This is a genomic window from Marinobacterium jannaschii DSM 6295 (assembly GCF_000620085.1).
GTDB classification, from domain to species: Bacteria; Pseudomonadota; Gammaproteobacteria; order Pseudomonadales; family Balneatricaceae; genus Pontibacterium; species Pontibacterium jannaschii.
Genome location: NZ_KK211066.1, coordinates 72,318 through 90,858, shown reverse-complemented (window position 1 = coordinate 90,858; position 18,541 = coordinate 72,318). Strand labels below are relative to the sequence as shown.

At 52.2% G+C, this 18,541-nt stretch carries 18 protein-coding genes and 2 tRNA genes; 14 read left to right on the top strand and 6 right to left on the bottom strand.

Going from position 1 to position 18,541, the window contains the following annotated elements; genetic code table 11:
- Positions 1–54: 54 nt before the first annotated feature.
- Both Q354_RS26580 and Q354_RS0119625 read left to right on the top strand, forming a co-directional pair.
- On the top strand, positions 55–1,047 hold the full coding sequence (locus Q354_RS26580) for a tRNA dihydrouridine synthase (RefSeq protein ID WP_051560401.1): 993 nt from the start codon (positions 55–57) through the stop codon (positions 1,045–1,047).
- Positions 1,019–1,546, top strand: coding sequence for an O-acetyl-ADP-ribose deacetylase (locus Q354_RS0119625; protein WP_027859092.1), 528 nt, complete (start codon positions 1,019–1,021; stop codon positions 1,544–1,546). Before Q354_RS26580 ends, Q354_RS0119625 begins: the two co-directional genes overlap by 29 nt.
- Before the next feature lie 24 nt (positions 1,547–1,570).
- Here the strand turns inward: Q354_RS0119625 and Q354_RS0119620 are convergent, their stop codons facing one another.
- From Q354_RS0119620 to acnB, 3 genes are all read right to left on the bottom strand, one after another.
- Positions 1,571–1,990 carry an Hsp20 family protein gene (locus tag Q354_RS0119620; RefSeq protein WP_027859091.1) on the bottom strand — a complete coding sequence of 140 codons (420 nt, stop codon included), beginning with the start codon at positions 1,988–1,990 and terminating at the stop codon, positions 1,571–1,573.
- A gap of 158 nt (positions 1,991–2,148) precedes the next feature.
- Entirely contained in the window at positions 2,149–2,568 is a 420-nt protein-coding gene (locus tag Q354_RS0119615) for an immunity protein Imm33 domain-containing protein (RefSeq protein ID WP_051560397.1), read from the bottom strand.
- Positions 2,569–2,724: 156 nt separating this feature from the next.
- Positions 2,725–5,319 carry a bifunctional aconitate hydratase 2/2-methylisocitrate dehydratase gene (acnB, locus tag Q354_RS0119610; RefSeq protein WP_027859089.1) on the bottom strand — a complete coding sequence of 865 codons (2,595 nt, stop codon included), beginning with the start codon at positions 5,317–5,319 and terminating at the stop codon, positions 2,725–2,727.
- A gap of 511 nt (positions 5,320–5,830) precedes the next feature.
- Between acnB and Q354_RS0119605 the strand changes: the two genes are divergently transcribed.
- The 7 genes from Q354_RS0119605 (at position 5,831) to miaE (ending at position 11,256) form a co-directional block, all read left to right on the top strand.
- The gene (locus Q354_RS0119605; RefSeq protein ID WP_156948435.1) at positions 5,831–6,307 is read left to right on the top strand and encodes a hypothetical protein; all 477 of its coding nucleotides are present in this window, start codon (positions 5,831–5,833) and stop codon (positions 6,305–6,307) included.
- A 17-nt stretch (positions 6,308–6,324) separates the two neighbouring features.
- Positions 6,325–8,019 (top strand): hypothetical protein, encoded by a 1,695-nt coding sequence (locus tag Q354_RS0119600; protein ID WP_027859087.1) that lies wholly within the window; start codon positions 6,325–6,327, stop codon positions 8,017–8,019.
- Between the two features lie 40 nt (positions 8,020–8,059).
- The gene (locus tag Q354_RS0119595; protein WP_027859086.1) at positions 8,060–8,692 is read left to right on the top strand and encodes a hypothetical protein; all 633 of its coding nucleotides are present in this window, start codon (positions 8,060–8,062) and stop codon (positions 8,690–8,692) included.
- A gap of 62 nt (positions 8,693–8,754) precedes the next feature.
- Complete coding sequence (locus Q354_RS0119590; protein ID WP_027859085.1) at positions 8,755–9,117, top strand: roadblock/LC7 domain-containing protein; 363 nt, start codon at positions 8,755–8,757, stop codon at positions 9,115–9,117.
- Positions 9,118–9,280: 163 nt separating this feature from the next.
- On the top strand, positions 9,281–9,742 hold the full coding sequence (locus Q354_RS0119585; RefSeq protein WP_027859084.1) for a PAS domain-containing protein: 462 nt from the start codon (positions 9,281–9,283) through the stop codon (positions 9,740–9,742).
- A gap of 13 nt (positions 9,743–9,755) precedes the next feature.
- Positions 9,756–10,502, top strand: a complete 747-nt coding sequence (locus Q354_RS0119580) for a phosphate/phosphite/phosphonate ABC transporter substrate-binding protein (protein WP_027859083.1) — start codon at positions 9,756–9,758, stop codon at positions 10,500–10,502.
- A gap of 151 nt (positions 10,503–10,653) precedes the next feature.
- Positions 10,654–11,256 carry a tRNA-(ms[2]io[6]A)-hydroxylase gene (miaE, locus tag Q354_RS0119575; RefSeq protein ID WP_027859082.1) on the top strand — a complete coding sequence of 201 codons (603 nt, stop codon included), beginning with the start codon at positions 10,654–10,656 and terminating at the stop codon, positions 11,254–11,256.
- 52 nt (positions 11,257–11,308) lie between these two features.
- Here the strand turns inward: miaE and Q354_RS0119570 are convergent, their stop codons facing one another.
- Together Q354_RS0119570 and Q354_RS0119565 are read right to left on the bottom strand one after the other, a co-directional pair.
- Positions 11,309–12,040, bottom strand: coding sequence for a UDP-2,3-diacylglucosamine diphosphatase (locus tag Q354_RS0119570; protein WP_027859081.1), 732 nt, complete (start codon positions 12,038–12,040; stop codon positions 11,309–11,311).
- The gene (locus Q354_RS0119565; protein ID WP_027859080.1) at positions 12,040–12,573 is read right to left on the bottom strand and encodes a peptidylprolyl isomerase; all 534 of its coding nucleotides are present in this window, start codon (positions 12,571–12,573) and stop codon (positions 12,040–12,042) included. The genes Q354_RS0119570 and Q354_RS0119565 overlap by 1 nt, the downstream gene beginning before the upstream one ends.
- A 319-nt stretch (positions 12,574–12,892) precedes the next feature.
- On the opposite strand from Q354_RS0119565, the gene Q354_RS0119560 reads away from it, so the two are divergent.
- The 3 genes from Q354_RS0119560 (at position 12,893) to cysS (ending at position 17,084) form a co-directional block, all read left to right on the top strand.
- Entirely contained in the window at positions 12,893–14,572 is a 1,680-nt protein-coding gene (locus Q354_RS0119560) for a glutamine--tRNA ligase/YqeY domain fusion protein (protein ID WP_027859079.1), read from the top strand.
- A gap of 70 nt (positions 14,573–14,642) precedes the next feature.
- Positions 14,643–15,527 (top strand): hypothetical protein, encoded by an 885-nt coding sequence (locus Q354_RS0119555; RefSeq protein WP_027859078.1) that lies wholly within the window; start codon positions 14,643–14,645, stop codon positions 15,525–15,527.
- Positions 15,528–15,698: 171 nt separating this feature from the next.
- Entirely contained in the window at positions 15,699–17,084 is a 1,386-nt protein-coding gene (gene cysS / locus Q354_RS0119550) for a cysteine--tRNA ligase (RefSeq protein WP_027859077.1), read from the top strand.
- A gap of 146 nt (positions 17,085–17,230) precedes the next feature.
- Here the strand turns inward: cysS and folD are convergent, their stop codons facing one another.
- A complete protein-coding gene (gene folD / locus Q354_RS0119545) occupies positions 17,231–18,091 on the bottom strand; it encodes a bifunctional methylenetetrahydrofolate dehydrogenase/methenyltetrahydrofolate cyclohydrolase FolD (protein WP_027859076.1) in 861 nt (286 codons plus the stop codon).
- 257 nt (positions 18,092–18,348) lie between these two features.
- On the opposite strand from folD, the gene Q354_RS0119540 reads away from it, so the two are divergent.
- Positions 18,349–18,425 (top strand) — tRNA-Arg (locus Q354_RS0119540).
- A gap of 39 nt (positions 18,426–18,464) precedes the next feature.
- Positions 18,465–18,540: transfer RNA gene (locus Q354_RS0119535), tRNA-His, on the top strand.
- The last annotated feature ends 1 nt before the right edge of the window (position 18,541 follow it).

The following is an 18,541-nucleotide window of genomic DNA, read 5'->3' as shown; positions in this document are numbered from 1 at the left end:
AAGTCAAAGTTTTTCCGGCCCATCAGGCCGGTCAGAACAATCGGAAAGTGACAGATGAAGATAGCGTTAGCCCCGATGGAGGGCGTGGTCGATCCGGTTATGCGGGATATTCTAACCCGTGTTGGTGGGATTGATTACTGTGTGACTGAATTTATTCGGGTCTCTGACAAGTTATTGCCGCGGCGGGTGTATCAGCGCCTGTGTCCTGAGCTGGAAACGGGGGGGCTAACGGCGGCTGGGGTGCCCGTTGTTCTACAGCTGCTGGGCAGCGATCCTGAGCTGATGGCAGTCAATGCGCGCCGGGCGGCAGAAATGGGGGCGCCGGGAATCGATCTGAATTTTGGTTGCCCGGCAAAGACAGTGAATAAAAACCGCGGTGGAGCCGTGTTGCTGGATGAGCCGGAGTTGATCTTCCGGATTGTTTCAGCGGTACGTCAGGCCGTGCCGGAAAGCGTGCCTTTGTCTGCCAAAATGAGGCTGGGCAACAAGGATAAAACGCGGGCACTCGAAAGCGCCGCTGCTATGGCCGAGGCGGGTGCGGGGCTGCTGACTGTTCATGCAAGGACTAAGATTGAAGGGTACAGGCCGCCGGCCCACTGGGAGTGGATCGGGCGTATTCGGGAGCATGTCAGGGTTCCGGTGGTTGCAAACGGTGAAGTATGGACGCCTGAAGACTGTAAGCGCTGTATCGAAGTCAGTGGTTGTGATGACGTTATGATTGGGCGCGGTCTAATTTCACATCCGGGACTGGCGAAACAGATCAAGAGTCAGGACGCGTTGAGTCCATGTGATTGGTCAGACGTGCTGCAGCTGCTGCTCGACTATTTTGCTCGGGTTGAGAGCGATCTGGCGCCCAAGTACGTGCATGGCCGCATAAAACAGTGGCTACACCAGTTGAAGCGTCACTATCCAGAAGCAGTAGTGTTGTTTGAGCGTATTAAGACAGTGACCTGGCTTGATCAGCTGCGCGATTTACTGATAACAGAGCTTCAAGCTGTACAGAGGGAGAGTAGGTACGATGATCAGATTAGGTGTCTGGCAAGGTGATATCACTCAATTAGATGTTGCTGTAATCGTAAATGCCGCCAACAGTAGTCTGCTCGGTGGCGGTGGGGTGGATGGTGCCATTCATCGGGCGGCGGGTCCGGGATTGTTGCAGGAATGTCGCTTGCTACAGGGGTGTAGCACCGGGGATGTAAAGGTGACATCTGGCCACCGGTTGCCTGCGAAGTACATTGTGCACGCCGTCGGGCCTGTCTGGCATGGCGGTGGGCAGGGAGAGGCTGAGTTGCTGGCTTCATGTTACAGGCATTCAATCGAAGCTGTGCTGGAGCTGGGGGCAGAATCGGTTGCTTTCCCGTCCATTAGCTGCGGTGTCTATGGCTATCCTCATGCGGAAGCGGTTGAGGTCGCGGTGGCATCAGTCTCTGATGCGCTGGAGGGGTGTGACAGGCAATTGGACGTGGTTTTCTGTTGCTTTAATCGGGCAATGACAGAACTGTATCGCAGCGCGCTAAAGAGGCGTGATGCAGGGAGAAGCGCCTAGGGCTTCTCCTCCACCGAAGCTGATTTAGCTTTCGATCGCGATCGTTCTGGGTTTCATGGCTTCCGGGACTTCCCGGATGAGATCGACATGAAGCAAGCCATTTTCCATTGAAGCCTTAGTTACTTTGACATGGTCTGCCAGCTGAAAACGCCGTTCAAAGTTTCGGGCCGCAATGCCCTGGTACAGGTACTGCCTTTCTTCGTCGTTTTCCCGCTTGCATCCTGCGATCATGAGAACACCAGCATCGCTCTGTAGTTGCAGTTCATCGATGGCAAAGCCTGCGACTGCCATGGTTATGCGGTAGTGGTTTTCACCGAGTAACTCAATATTATACGGCGGGTAGGCGGGCTGTTTTTCGCTGTTGTTGATGTTATTCAGTATCGCTGCAACCTGGTCAAATCCAATTGCTGAGCGGTAAAGTGGGGTCAGATCGAAATCTCGCATTATATATCCTCAGTTAAGCAATATATCCGGCCGTTTGGTCGGCCCTTCGTGGATCCTTTCGGCATCCGGAGCGCCTGTCCCACCGCAGGGGCTGGTAACAGGCGTAATCTATATCTGGGGTTTAGTGCGAGGATTTCAAGCGGTCGCCGGTAAAGGGATTAGTGGGGATCGCCGTACTGGTCTACATCGTTTGTGATCGATACGTCTACGCTGCTGGTTGGAATCTTGTAATCGTAAACCCTCTCCCAGCCATCGGCTTCCGGGGCGCGCTCCCAGACTGTGCCTGCATTGAACTGCACCAGGTCGGTCAGGGATGGATCAATGGTGCACATCTTTTCCAGTTCAACGGGGATCAGGTTGGTGACTTCATCTTCCAGAAACTCAGGCGTTTCATAGCCGGTGAACATGCGCCAGCCGGTGTCGTTCAGGTGTTCAGGTACTGTTTTGTACATAAACCTGATAGGGAGCTTTTCATCAAAGCAAAGGCGTGAAACCAGCGCAAGAAAGCCATTCTTGGTCTGATTGGTTTCTGATGAAGGGGTGCGTGGGGTATCCATTTCAGGTGATTTTTCTGTCATTGACGGCTTACCGCTTGGCTGTTTCAGATGCCCGGAATTTTAACACAGTCGCTAAAGCAGCGGCGGCTGCTTTGTGTCTGAGCTGGGTCGGTCGGGCAAAAAAAATCCCCTTCGGTAAGCCGAAGGGGATTTCTGTTTACTTACAGACTATGGATATCAGGCCTCAACCGTAGGGATAACGCTTGACGCTTTCGCTACGTAGCTTTCCATCTTGTCGAAGTTCAGGTACTGGTAGATTTCGCCAGACATGCTGTCGAAAGTCTTAGCGTACTCCATGTACTCTTCTACGCTTGGCAGCTTACCGGTAACCGCGGCAACGGAGGCTAGCTCTGCAGATGCCAGGAAGACGTCTGCGCCGGTGCCGAGGCGGTTCGGGAAGTTACGGGTAGAGGTAGATACCGCTGTAGAATTCTCAGCGATACGTGCCTGGTTACCCATGCACAGGGAGCATCCTGGCATTTCCATACGTGCGCCGGCGCGACCGTAGATGTTGTAGTAGCCTTCGTCAGAAAGCTGAGCTGCATCCATCTTGGTTGGTGGGGCAATCCACATGCGGGTCGGGATCTGTTTGCCGACTGCATCCAGCAGCTTACCTGCTGCGCGGAAGTGGCCGATATTGGTCATGCAGGAGCCGATGAAGACTTCATTTATCTCGCGACCAGCAACTTCGGACAGCAGGCGTGCATCGTCAGGATCGTTCGGTGCGCACAGGATAGGCTCCTTGATGTCCGCCAGATCGATCTCGATGATTTCCGCGTACTCTGCATCTGCGTCAGCACGCAGCTGACTTGGGTTGGCCAGCCATTCTTCCATCGCAGTGATGCGGCGTTCGATAGTGCGCGCATCGCCGTAACCTTCAGCCAGCATCCACTTCAGCATCACGATGTTGGAGGTCAGGTACTCAGCCACAGACTCGTCGGACAGAGTAATCGTGCAGCCCGCAGCAGAGCGTTCTGCAGAGGCGTCAGATAGCTCGAAAGCCTGTTCGGCGGTCAGGTGCTCAAGACCTTCGATCTCCAGTACGCGACCGGAGAAAGCGTTTTTCTTGCCGGCTTTCTCAACGGTCAGCAAGCCCTGCTTGATGCCGTAGTAAGGAATCGCGTGAACCAGATCGCGCAGGGTGATACCCGGCTGCAGCTTGCCTTTGAAGCGAACCAGAATGGATTCAGGCATATCCAGAGGCATTACACCGGTAGCTGCAGCAAATGCAACCAGACCGGAGCCCGCCGGGAAGGAAATACCCAGAGGGAAGCGGGTATGAGAGTCACCACCAGTACCAACCGTGTCTGGCAGCAGCATGCGGTTCAGCCAGGAGTGGATTACGCCGTCACCGGGACGCAGGGAGACGCCGCCACGATTCATAATGAAATCTGGCAGGGTGTGGTGTGTATTCACATCAACCGGCTTAGGATAAGCGGCCGTATGACAGAAGGACTGCATCACCAGATCAGCAGAGAAGCCAAGGCATGCCAGGTCTTTCAGTTCATCACGGGTCATTGGACCAGTTGTGTCCTGAGAGCCGACAGTTGTCATCTTAGGTTCGCAGTACATGCCAGGGCGTACACCCTCCAGGCCGCATGCTTTACCAACCATTTTCTGCGCCAGGGTATAGCCTTTGCCAGTATCGGCAGGCTGCTGTGGCTTACGGAACAGTTCGGATGGCTCCAGGCCCAGTGCTTCACGTGCCTTGTCGGTCAGGCCGCGACCAATGATCAGCGGGATACGGCCGCCGGCACGAACTTCGTCCAGCAGTACAGGAGTCTTAAGGCCAAACTCGGAAATAACTTCGCCAGCTTCGTTCTTAACAACGCCTTCGTATGGATAGACTTCGATAACGTCGCCCATTTCCATTTTGGAAACGTCCATCTCGATAGGCAGGGCGCCAGCATCTTCCATCGTGTTGAAGAAGATAGGTGCGATTTTGCCACCGAAACAGAAACCGCCTGCACGCTTGTTAGGTACAGCAGGAATGTCATCGCCGAAGAACCACAGTACTGAGTTAGTAGCGGATTTACGGGAAGAGCCGGTACCAACAACGTCGCCGACATAGACAACCGGGTGGCCTTTGGCTTTAACTTCTTCAATCTGCTTCAGCGGGCCTTTAACGCCCGGCTCAACAGGCTCGATGCCTTCACGAGCCATCTTAAGCATGGCATTGGCGTGAACCGGGATGTCCGGGCGAGACCAGGCGTCAGGTGCCGGGGAAAGGTCATCGGTGTTGGTTTCGCCAGGAACCTTGAATACGGTCAGGGTGATCTTTTCAGCCAGCTCAGGCTTGCTGGTGAACCACTCGCCGTTTGCCCAGGATTCTACAACTTTCTTAGCTATAGCATTGCCTGCGTCCATTTTCTCTTTAACGTCATGGAACGCATCAAACATCAACAGGGTGTTGGAGAGCGCTTTACCTGCAGTTTCTGCCAGTTCGGCATCGTCGAGGCAGGCGATCAGAGGCTCGATGTTATAACCACCCAGCATAGTGCCGAGAAGCTCGACAGCCTTAACTTTATCTACCAGTGGGGACTCAGCTTCACCCTTGGTGATTGCTGCCAGGAAGCCTGCTTTAACATAAGCAGCCTGGTCAACGCCTGCCGGCACACGGTTAGCCAGCAGGTCAAACAGGAATTCTTCTTCACCAGCCGGTGGGTTTTTCAGCAACTCAACCAGTGCTGCGGTCTGGTCTGCATCCAGAGCCTTTGGTGGCACGCCTTCTGCAGCGCGTTCTTCTACATGTTTACGATAAGCTTCAAGCACGATAGAGCCCTCATCTTTTATTAGCTGCTGCGCCCACAATAAGTATGTTGCGTTACAGCCTTATGCTCGATCTGGGATCGATTATTGATTGGCGTGCCGAATTCTAACGAAATACGGATTTAAAGTTAAGTATTGTCGACAATCTGAAGCTTAGACTTTCTGGCTATTCTGTTCCAGCTAATGCCAGGGATGCCGCAGCCGGTGACAGAATGCTGGCCGGATCTGAGGGATCAGCGTTGAATGTCGGGTTGCTTCTTTCGGTGGATCTCACCTCACCTTATCTTCTTAGTTTAATATCTGGCATACCGCCAGGGATTCAAACACAGGTTTTATTTTGATCCTGATCATAGTAGGTTACGAACATAAGAGAGGATGATCTGCCTCTGGATTTAGTAAGAGAGCTGTCCGGCGGATAACGTAGAGTCTCATATGTTGCTACCGACAGCAGTTCTCCATGCATGAAGCGTCCACACGCGATTGCATTACTCTCGATGTTTAAGGGACTTTAGTAGTGAACTCACCACTATGGGCGGCATTGTCGGACTGGGAGCTAAACTCCGACTTCGACAACGAACATACCGACACTATACAGGCGGCATTTCATATGCTGTCTTTCGATGGATTGATCTATAAGGGTGGTGAAGCAAGACGACTGCTCTACTTTGTAACGCGTCAGGCATCCAGAGAGCCTGAGCGCCTTCTTAACCACGTTAAACGTGTCTACCTCGCTATGGCCTGCAACGAGCGGGATCGCCTTGTCGGAGCGCTGGTTGATCTGTGCTGGGTGTCCCAGGGCAAAGCTGAACAGTTACTCCGCCGCCTTGTCGGACAGGCTGCTCCGATGTTGCCTCCAGAGACCGTTCTTCGGCTTACCTCTGTTATGAATGCATCCGACCGTCGTCAGCTGCTTGAGCTGCCGCTTGAACATGCTGTGGTTGTTCGGTCAATTGTTCCGTACACCTCCGGAAAGTGTGATAACCAGGGCTGAAAAGCGGGAGCTGGTAGATGGAACGAAAGGCCAGAGAAAACTCTGTTAAAGGTGTTTCGGCACTGGGGTTTCAGGAAAACGTTAAAGCCGCGCTTGAGCTCTTTATGTCTCGTCAGAAACAGTTTCGCCTGGTACCTGCCAGTGAAGCTGACCTGCTGATCGTTCATGGTGATCAGGGGCGGGATCCGGATACTCTGCAGCAATACTATGCGCACAAATATTCGAAACCAGGCGTGCTGATCAGCTCTCGTGAACTGGCATGGCCGAATTTTATTTGTTTACCTAAGCCTTATGATGCCGGAGATCTGCTGGCTGCTTTAGTGAGTATTGTCGATTCCGGCGCTAATCAAGTCAGCACTGAAAGCGTTGGCGACAGGGAGGCCACCCGCAAGCAGGCTTACGAGGTATATCAGGCCAAATTAAATAGCCAGAAACAGGCGATCACGCACTTTGCCAAAGGGCGGAAGTTGCCGTCATCGGCCGCTCCGAAGGCTGGAGCGACTCAAGGCTCTTCAGTCGCTAAGCCGTCTATGGCGGCTACGATTGCCAGTGTGGGCCTCAATGCAGGGCCTGGCGCAGCAGGAGAAGCGGCTCGGGAAAGCGGCAGGGTTCAGTCTGTTCGTAAAGCGCTGGCAGCCCGGTCTGTAGCAACAGCAACTGATGCTCAGGAAAAAACCGTAAATAGAGCAGTGGCTGAAGATAAAATCGGGCAGCGGAAGCGAACAGGAGCGGCTGAGTCAGGTGTCGTGCAGTCCTTGGCGAAAGCCGCTGAGAAGACGGGCGGGACCGATATTCGGGTGCCCGCTGTTAAGAAAGACGCGTTGCCAAAAACCCAGGCCAGAGCTGCAGCTAATGGGAAGCCTGTTGCCAAGAAACAACAGCTGTCTCCGGAAAAGAAGGGTGAGGGGACGGTGCCTACTGCAGCTTCGCTTCGCCAGCGCCTGTCCGGTGGAAAGCAAGCGTCAAAGCCACAGGCAGAGAACGTCCGGCCTTCTTCGGAGGTGAAAAAGCCCGCTGCTAAAAAAGTGAAGCGCCCTGACTCGCCGGTTTCATTCTCCTCCAGAGCGGTATCAGCGATTATAGATCCGGAGGAACTGGCACAGAGGCAGGAGATGGTCGCCCGGCTGTGCGGATTTATGCCAGATCTTGATTTAACTCAGTCTGACGTACGCAAGAGGGCATTTGTTAACCGCGATAATACCTTGCTTGATTGTCTTCTCAAGGCGCGACAGAGTGACAAGTCTTCACCGCTGCTGGTTTCAGGGGTGCCGCTTATACTCGGTTACCTGCCTGCGTCGGACCAGTTTATTCATGATATCGATGATGACATGTTGCTCCAGTTGGCGACTACGCGATTCGGTATTGGCGAGTTGGGGTTGGAGACAAAGGCTGAGCTAGGGGTGCCGGATTATGATGGTGGACGTCTTAGTGGATTAAAGGTGGAAGCTTCGACAGGATTTTTGTGGAAGATCGCCCTGCTTACTGCAAGAGGGCGGCTATTTAGTGATATGGATCCTGAAAAACTGTATCAGTTAAAACCCATTGTCGGGCAGGACCGGATATTTGTTACGCCGCACGCAGATAAGATTGAGAAACTCTGGTATGGTCATCGCTTGTCTGTATTAGATGTGGCTAAAATATTAAAGATTCCACAACGTTTTGCATTTTCGTTTATGGTCGGTGCATATACGTTGGGCTGGTTTCAGGAATAATTAAGTTAGTAGCCCAGGTAGCGGGCGGAGCGAATTATTTGTGACAGACGAAATTTCCCCAGGTCGGTTTTTGAAAATTACTCCTGCAGGTGCGTATTATGCAACTGTCGGCTCGGAGCCTGATGATGCCAGGGCGCTATTGCTTCAGCTATTGAGTGCTGATATTAGTCTGCCGTATAGTCCTGAACTGATTGAGGAACTTACGGATCTGGATGCTCAGGAAGCGAAAGAGCTTTTCGACAAACTATTAACTAAAGGCTTTGTCGAATTAGCAGATCAGCCGGGTGTGATAGTATCTGAGGCGATTGAAAAGATGTTGCCGGAGCTCCTGCCAGCATTATCTGATGTAGGGCGGGTTGTATTTGCAGATGACCAGGGCTTCTGTCTGGGCGTTTGCGGGTATGATGATGCTCAGGCTGAGGGATTGGCTGCGCTGGCAGCTGATCTGGGTGCACTGCATGACCGGCACCGCGCCCTATTGGGGCGGGAAATAGATGTAGGAGGGGAATCCTGGGGATTAATAGATCCGCTGGGATTCAGTCAGATTGGTTTCTGGGTTCTTAATATAGGAAGCCAGAAGTTTATATTGGTAATTGATCAAATGCCTAAGCTGAATCAGCAGGCATTTGTTGACCTTTTGAGTATGTTGGCTCGCCGTTATCTGGATTATTGATCCCTATCAATGAGCTAAATTTTGAACTCGATATTCTTGGTGCTGATTTTAAGGAGAAGTTTATGCGCTCAGAAATGCTGACATCTATCTTGAGTGATCTGAATGGAACATCTGCAGAGATAGAAGCGTCTGCTGTCATCTCAACAGACGGCTTGATGATTGCGGCTTTGCTGCCATCGTCAATGGACGAAGACCGGGTTGGGGCAATGAGCGCCGCGATGCTGTCTCTCGGGGAGCGCACAGCGGGTGAACTGGCCCGGGGCGAGTTAGAGCAGGTGCTTGTAAAGGGTGATCTCGGTTATATCCTGATGACCCATGCTAATAACGACTCGGTTCTGACTGTTGTGGCTAAGCCAAATGCCCGCCTTGGCCTTATCTTTCTTGATGTTAAACGAGCAGCCGAAGCTATTGGTAAAATCCTTTAGGTCTTAGCGTATGGTGCGCCTCTGCTTTACTGTTGGCAGATAATCAGGGCGTGCAGCGCCGAGAATCGAGGGTGATATATAGAAGGGGTTGACCGGTATTGTCAGCCCTTTCTTCCTTTTTATGCTTGTGGACTGTGATAACTGGTAGTGAAAGGATTTATTTATGTTGTCGCAAAATTCTGACGGTCCGCGCCAGGTACAGATCGACTATTTTGATGGTAGTTCCCGCACCGTAGATGTTGTGGATCGGGAAGTGCCATATCCTGATGGAAAACTCATCGTATCCCGCACCGACCCACAGGGTATTATTACCCACGCCAATCAGGCATTTGTTGATATGTCTGGATATACCAAAGAGGAGCTGATTGGCGAAAATCACTATATATTGCGCCACCCGGATATGCCTGCAGTCGCTTTTGCGGGTTTATGGGAGACGATAATGGCCGGTACAAAGTGGCATGGTTATGTAAAAAACCTGCGTAAAGATGGTGCCTTCTATTGGGTTAAAGCGACGGTAATCCCAAACGTCCGTAATGGAAAGCTGGTTGGTTATACCTCGGTAAGGCGTAAGCCGTCCCGTAGCAAGATTGCCGAAAGTGAAGCGCTTTATGCCACGCTCAAATAGCAGGGAGGGGAGTGTGATTTATAATCTTACAGTGAGTCCTGACTTTGCGCCGGATCACATCTCTGGGTGGTACTTTTTCAATACCTGGCTGCAGCGTCAATTAGGCGAACGTGTACACCTTGAATTGTATGATTGCTTTGAAAAGCAGCGTGAGGATATAGCCGCCGACAAAATCGACCTGATCTACGCGAATCCCTATGATGCGGCCATGCTGGTTCGTGAAAAGGGTTTCCGGGCTGTGGTTCGCCCCCAGGGGAAATCTGACGAAGCGATCATCGCCACACTGGCGTCGAGTGACGTTAATGCCGTAGAGGATCTGGTGCCAGGTATTACGGTCGCAACTACCGATGACCCGGATGTGCATACCATGGGCATGATCATGCTGGAGTCAGCCGATCTTAATCGCTCTAACATCTCAATCGAAGAGGTGGATAGCTATGTCCTGGTTGCTAAGAAGTTGCTACAGGGTAAAGCTCAGGCAGGCTTCTTTCTTAAGGAAGGGTTTGAGGAGCTGTCCGATCTGATCAGGAATCAGATGAAGGTGCTGGTGTGTAGCCAGATCAGTGTAGTGCACCATACTCTGCTGGTCGGGCCGCGAATGGCTGAATCTATTCCGCAGCTTACCGAGGCGCTATTGTCGATGGGTGATGATGAAAAGGGCCGGAAGGTGCTGGAAAGCATGGATCTTACCGCCTGGGAGATCATGGAAGAGGAAGAAACCGAGTTTATGATCGATCTGATCGACACCCTGATCGACTGATCCCTTCTTTTTGCTCCGTTTGGAGCTCTCCTGTATCGATAGCCAGTTGTATGGCTGGCTATCGACCGTGAAACGAATCATTTCTAATTGAATTTGAGGCCGGCTTCAGGCGGAGTATAATCGCGCCCTGAATTCTTGTGGGTATTGGTTGATGGACGTTCTAGACGAAATTAAGCTGTTTTTGGGGTGTGAGACACCTGATGCGTGGATTGACGAGGCACTGAAAAATCAGGACCTGTTGCTTATAGATCATGCTCACTGTGAAAAGAAGGCTGCATCTACAGCGATGACGTTGATGTTTCGCTATGTCGATCGCACTGACCTATTGAATAAGATGTCTCGCCTGGCGCGGGAGGAGTTAATACACTTCGAGCAGGTGCTGGCAATTATGGAGGCCAGGGGGGTGGAATACTGTCACCTTTCTCCCGCCCGATATGCTGGTGGATTGCGGGAAATCGTCCGAACCAGTGAGCCGGGGCGCCTGATTGATGTATTGATTATAGGGGCCTTTATAGAAGCGCGCTCCTGCGAACGTTTTGCCAAGCTGGCACCCTATCTGGACGAAGAACTGGCTAAGTTCTATCGTTCATTGCTGAAGTCTGAAGGCCGCCACTACCAGGATTATCTGAATCTGGCTGAGGGATATGCCGGTGAGCCGATTGATGCGCGTATAGCAGAGTTCCGGGCGTTAGAAAGTGCCCTGATTCAGCGTGAGGATGAGGAATTTCGTTTTCATAGCGGCGTGCCAGGCTGATCGCCAGATCTCTTATATTGCCGATATAAGGGCTGCTGAATAGCAGCCCTTTTTATTGTGCTATTGGAAAGCTGATAAGTTGGCAGCCTTGCTCCGTGCAATCCAGATACCAGCCTGACGTGTCCCAATCTCCCAGTACGATGCGTCGGGCGCCAGGTACAGCGTCATCAATATCATGAATGGCCGGCCGGTGGGTGTGGCCGTGGATCATAAGTCGGCTATCGTAATCGGTCAGGGTCTCTGAGACTGCCTGTGCGGACACATCCATAATGTCGTTGCTCTTCATTGAGCCCTGCTCTTTGCTTGCAGCCCGGAGTTGTCGGGCAATTGTCAGCCGTTCTTCAAGCGGTTTGCTGAGAAATAGCTGCTGCCATTTGCGATCGCGTACCATCAGGCGGAATTTCTGGTATTCGATATCCTCCAGGCATAACTGATCACCATGGAGCAGCAACGCCGTTGCCTCATCAGGCAGTGTCGTGACGGCAATTTCAGGTAGTAGGCTGGCGCCAATCTTATCCATCAGCTGCTCGCCGACAAGGAAATCCCGGTTACCATGCTGGAAGAAAAGCCCAACGCCCTGATCGCTGAGCCGACTTAGCTGCGTGATAACAGGATTAAGCCATTGTGGGATGAAATCATCCCCAATCCAGGCTTCAAAAATATCACCTAGCAGGTAGAGTTGGTCGCAGTGTGGAGCCTGATCAGAGAGGAAGTGAAGCAGCGCCCGGGTAATATCCGGGCGCTGCTCACAGAGATGCAGGTCTGAGATAAACAGACAGCGCATTATTCTGCGTCCTGAGCCTCGCCTTCGGCGGTTTCTTCTGGCTCAACCAGTTCGGCAGATTCGATAACGACGTCATCAACAGGGACATCCTGATGGCCGGCGCGCATCGTTGTGGATGTTGCTTTGATCTTATTAACCACATCCATGCCATCGACGACTGTACCGAAGACCGCATATCCCCAGCCTTCCATTGTCTTGGCTGTGTGGTCCAGGAAAGTATTGTCGGAAACGTTAATGAAGAACTGGGCGGATGCGCTATGGGGTTCCATTGTCCGGGCCATGGCGATAGTGCCGTTTTGGTTGGACAGACCGTTGTCGGCTTCATTCTCGATGGTTCCGCGCGTTTCCTTCTGAACCATGCCCGGCTCGAAACCGCCGCCCTGAACCATGAATCCATTGATGACCCGGTGGAAAATTACGCCATCATAAAAACCATCTTTGACGTACTGCTCGAAGTTAGCAGCCGTCTTAGGTGCTTTTTCATGGTTGAGTTCAAGTGTGATATCGCCGAAGTTGGTATGGAGGATGATCATATACATTTATTCCCGCTAAAAGGACGTCTGATCACCGGCGATTGTAACGCTGCTCTGGCAGGTCACAGTCGATGGTGAGGCCTCTCTTTACTGAGGCTCTTCCTGAACGCCCTGACTGTTGATTTGCCTATTATACTCAAGTCTAGGGCTTGCGCATCCGTCTATTTTTAAAAGACTTTCGGCCCGATGTCGTGGAGTTGGCGGCATTTTGCCGGAGGGTGATTATGACGGTGCTTTCAGGTAGGCATCTGTTTATAATGATGGCTTACATAGATGCCTGTGCTCTGCAGGTCCGGACAGATTCGATAAGACGTAGACAATGAGTAACATTGAAAATACCAAGCCTGCTAATTTTATTCATCAGATAATTGAAAGTGATCTGGAACAGGGTAAGAACGGAGGTAAAGTTGTCACCCGTTTCCCGCCAGAGCCGAATGGCTATTTGCATATCGGACACGCGAAATCTATCTGCCTAAACTTTGGTACTGCTGAGAAGTATCAAGGCGTTTGCAATCTGCGTTTTGACGATACCAACCCGACCAAGGAGAGTCAGGAGTACATCGATTCCATTAAGGCGGATGTCAGTTGGCTGGGATTCAATTGGGATGGAGAGGTTCGCTACACCTCTGATTACTTTGACCAGCTTCATGCATGGGCAGTGCATCTTATCGAGCAGGGTAAGGCCTATGTTTGCGATCTGAGTCCGGAGCAGGCGCGCGAGTACCGCGGTGACTTCAATACCCCGGGTCGCAACAGCCCTTATCGTGATCGTAGCGTTGAGGAAAACCTGGCGCTGTTTGCACAGATGAAGAACGGTGACTTTGCAGAAGGTGCCTGTTCGCTGCGTGCCAAGATCGATATGACCTCCCCGAACATGAACCTGCGTGATCCGATGATCTACCGCATTATGCATGTTCAGCATCACCAGACCGGTGATAAGTGGTGTATCTATCCAATCTATGACTTCGCTCACGGTCAGTCTGATGCGATCGAGGGGGTGACGCATTCTATCTGTACTCTGGAGTTTGAAGATCATCGGCCATTATACGAATGGTTTGTTGAAAACCTTCCTGTACCGGCGCAGCCGAAACAGTACGAGTTCTCGCGGCTTGAAGTTAACTATACGGTAACCTCAAAGCGTAAGCTGAAGCAGTTGGTAGATGAGTCATTTGTCTCTGGCTGGGATGATCCTCGTATGCCAACGATTTCCGGTATGCGCCGTCGTGGCTATACGCCGGCTGCCGTGCGCAACTTCTGTGAGATGGTGGGTGTTACCCGTTCCAACGGTGTAGTGGATATGGGTATGCTTGAGGCTGCGATCCGTGATGATCTGGACAAGAATGCACCACGGGCAATGTGCGTCACTCAGCCACTTAAGGTCACCGTCACTAACTATCCTGAAGGTGAGGTGGAGTGGTTTGAGCTGCCTAAACATCCCAAAGACGAAACCATGGGGATGCGAAAAGTGCCGTTCTCCCGTGAGTTGCTGATCGAACAGGATGACTTCGCTGAAGAGAAACCGCGTAAGTGGAAGCGTCTGGCGCCAGGTGATGCGGTGCGTCTGCGCGGTGCTTATGTAATCACCTGTGATGAAGTTGTTAAAGATGATGCGGGCGAGATTGTCGAACTGAAATGTAGCTATGATCCGATCACTAAGGGGCAGAATCCGGAAGGCTATAAGCCAAATGGTGTTGTGCACTGGGTGTCTGCCGAGCATTCTGTGCCTTGCGAAGTGCGGATGTATGACCGTCTCTTTACCGAGGAGAATCCGGACGGCGACAAGTCCCGGGACTTTAAGGACTATATCAATCCTGAGTCGTTGGTTGTGCTGAAGGACTGTCGCGCAGAGATCGGTCTTCAGGGGAGTCAGGCGGGAGATCGGTTCCAGTTTGAACGCACCGGTTATTTTGCTATCGATGCAGATTCTACAGATGCATCACTGGTGATCAACCGAACTGTCGGCCTGCGTGACTCCTGGGCTAAATTGCAGAAGAAATAGGCCTTATTTCTTTCTGTTTAGATATAAAACGGCTGCCCTGATGGCAGCCGTTTTCGTATGGAGGCGGGAGATGAAAAGGTTAATTGTATTTCTTGCTTGTTCGCTGGCGACGGCGGCTTGCACGGTTATGGCAACCGGCGAGGCCGGCGGGCGACTGGTTTTGAAAGATCTTGCGGTCTGGCCTGAGGCTGTAGAGGAGACGTCTGGACTGGCAAGGTATCAGGGGCAGATCTGGACGATTAATGACAGCGGCGACCGGCCGGTCGTTTATGCCTTAGATGATGCCGGGGCGCTGGTTAAAAAAGTGGCTATCAGCGGTGCGCGCAATATCGACTGGGAAGACCTCGCTCAGGATGAAGAGACACTCTATATTGCCGACAGCGGCAATAACTTTGCCCGCCGCACTTCGCTTAGTATCTATGCCGTTCGGTTAGATGATCTTGCAGCCGCAGAAAATGATAAAACGGTCAGGGCTGAGCAGATCAACGTGGAGTATGCCGACTACGCCGCTTCAGTTGTCAGCCGGCGTAAGCATAATGTCGATAGCGAGGCGCTTACCAAGGTCGGCGATAAGCTTTGGTTATTTACCAAAAACAGAGAAGATAATCGGAGTAAGTTGTATGTGGTAGATCCGACGAAGCGGCAGCAGGTTGTCGAGCCTCAGGCCAGTTATTCAGTGGAGGGACTTGTGACAGCTGCGGACTACAATCCGGCGACAGGTATGATGGCGCTGCTGGGTTACAAGGCCGCAACATTCTTTGGTCAGTCTTTTCTCTGGGTGGTGCCGGTTAACAGCACCGGGCTGGACTGGGATAAGGCAAGGTATTGGGAATTTGAGCCAGCCGGGCAGTGGGAGGCGGTGTTGTGGCAGAGTAACACCCGGCTGTGGCTGACGACCGAGCGTAACCCTCTGACAATCAATAAGCTTTCCGAAATTGATATTGGGGTGCCCTGAACCGGGATGATATGGCTCTCTTGCGCTGACTTACCTTTAAGGCAGGAATAAATTAGGCTGCTGTACTCCACCTGATCCAGATATTTGCTTTATACTGTTGCACCTTTTCCGGTGTGCCAGTAGCGATTCTGGCACCGGTTGTTATTAATTTATAAGCGATAGCGGATTTCCATGCTGCAAATCTACAACACTCTGACCAAGGAAAAAGCGCCCTTCAAGCCTCTGGAAGAGGGCAAAATCAAGATGTATGTCTGTGGCGTCACCGTCTATGACTACTGTCATATTGGCCACGCCCGCGTCATGGTGTCTTTTGATGTAATTACCCGCTATCTGCGATCCCGTGGCTGGGATGTGGAATACGTCCGTAACATCACGGATGTGGATGACAAGATCATTAAGCGCGCTGCGGAGAATGGTGAAAGTACCGACGCACTGACCCAGCGGATGATCACTGCGATGCATGAAGATGAGGCTACACTCGGTGTTCTGCGTCCTTCACAGGAGCCGCGTGCGACTGCTCATATAGGGAATATCATCTCGCTGGTAGAGACACTTATCGAAAAGGGCTTTGCGTATGCTGCGGCCAATGGTGATGTTTACTATCGTGTCGAGAAGTTTGCTGAATATGGCAAGCTTACCAATAAGAATGTTGATGAGCTGCGTTCCGGTGCCAGGGTCGAGGTAGAGGCGGCTAAAGAGAGTCCGCTTGATTTCGTGCTCTGGAAATCGGCTAAGGAAGGAGAGGTGAGCTGGGATTCACCTTGGGGGGCGGGACGTCCTGGCTGGCATATTGAGTGTTCAGCTATGTCGAAATGCTGCCTGGGCAATACCTTCGATATTCATGGCGGCGGTCCGGATCTGCCATTTCCGCATCATGAAAATGAGATTGCACAGTCCGAAGCGGCAAATGGCGTTAAGTATGTTAATACCTGGATGCATGCCGGTCCTGTTCGGGTCAATAGCGAGAAGATGTCCAAGTCACTGGGGAACTTCTTCACCATCCGTGATGTACTGACGCAGTATGATGCAGAGGTGATCCGTTTCTTCCTCTCCCGTGTGCATTACCGTAGCTACATCGATTACAGCGAGGACAGTCTGAAGGAGGCGCGCACTATGCTTGAGCGTTTCTATCAGGCGCTGAATGGTGTGGTTGTCGAAGAGGGAGCGGTTGAAAACGATTATGATGCCCGTTTCTTTGCGGCGATGGATGATGACTTTAATACGGCTAAGGCTATCTCGGTATTGTTTGAGCTGGTTAATGAGCTGAACAAGGCGGTGCGAGCATCAAGTGCTGATGCCGGTTTGCTGGCGGGCCAGCTGAAACGACTGGCCGGTATTCTCGGACTGTTGCAGCAGGATCCGGCTGCCTTCCTTCAGGGTGAAGCCCGGGCAGGTGAGTTCAGTGCTGATGCTATTGAGCAGCTAATCTTGCAGCGGGCCGATGCGAAGAAAGCGCGGAATTTTGCGGAAGCTGATCGTATCCGTGAGGAATTGTCCTCACAGGGTGTCGTGTTGAAAGATAGTCGCGAAGGTACAACCTGGTACCGGGAAGGCTAGGGCGCACGCCGCTCCGTTTGCAAAAAGCAGCGCTCAGGCGCTGCTTTTGTGTATCTGGCTCTGTGGCTTTTTCGTTGCCGCAGTGGTCAATGCCAGGCAGAAGGATCTTCTGGTTTGGGGAGTGTTAGAAGATCCCGGAAAGCTTGTCAGGCTTCTGCTGTCTGGTTGTTGGCGGCTTCGAGTGTATTCTCCATCAGGCAGGCAACAGTCATCGGACCTACGCCGCCTGGAACCGGAGTGATCCATCCGGCGCGCTCGGCAGCGGTATCGAAAACAACATCACCTGCCAGGCTGCCATCGGGTAATCGGTTGATGCCGACATCGATAACAATAGCGCCCTCTTTGATCCACTCGCCTTTAACCAGTCCCGGCTTGCCGACACCAACGATCACAATATCTGCCCGGCCCACATGGTAGGCCAGGTCTTTTGTAAAGCGATGTGTCGTGGTTGTGGTCGCGCCAGCCAGCAACAGCTCAAGTGTCATAGGGCGTCCGACAATGTTTGATGCTCCGACAATCACGGCTTCCTGGCCATGCAGTTTTACACCGGTAGACTGAAGCAGACGCATAACACCCTTAGGTGTGCAGGGGCGCAGGGCAGGCAGACGCTGAGCCAGTCGTCCGAGGTTGAACGCATGGAATCCGTCAACATCCTTTTCAGGACGTATACGGGTAAGTATGGCGTCGCTATCAAGATGATCCGGAAGCGGAAGTTGTAACAGAATACCGTGAACGTTCTGATCGCTGTTCAGATCGTCAACCAGATCCAACAGAGCCTGCTGGGTGGTGTCGGCTGGCAGATCAAAAGCGCGGGATTCTATACCGACTTCCTCGCAGGCGTTTTTCTTGTTCCGGACATAGACCTGAGATGCAGGGTCCTGTCCAACGAGAATTACGGCCAGGCAGGGTGCTGTTCGTCCTGCGGCAATGCGTTGCTGAATGCCATCAGCAACTTCACGGCGTACATCGGCGGCAATCTGCTTGCCGTCAATCATTTGTGCACTCATGTGGCTGCACTTTCCTCTATTTAGTTATAGTGCGCGAATTCTCTCATGCTTGGCAGTTGTCGCCAAGGTTGCCCCGTTTCGGCCCCGGCGCTGATCTGGTCTATTGGCCAAATTGTGAGCTAACTTGTTTATTTTATTAAAAAAATAAAAAAGGGGGTTGACGACATGAAAGTCTCTCTTTAATATTCGCACCTCCTTCAGCGGGGTGCTCTGAAACGGTCTTCCGGACAGGGTGCAGCGCAGTATCGGGCAGTAAGGCGCCCGTAGCTCAATTGGATAGAGCAACGGCCTTCTAAGCCGTAGGTTGCAGGTTCGAGCCCTGCCGGGCGTGCCATTAGGTTGAAGCTGCTTGATCTGGGAAGGAACTATTGTGGTGGGCATAGCTCAGTTGGTAGAGCTCCGGATTGTGATTCCGGCGGTCGTGGGTTCGAGCCCCATTGTCCACCCCAT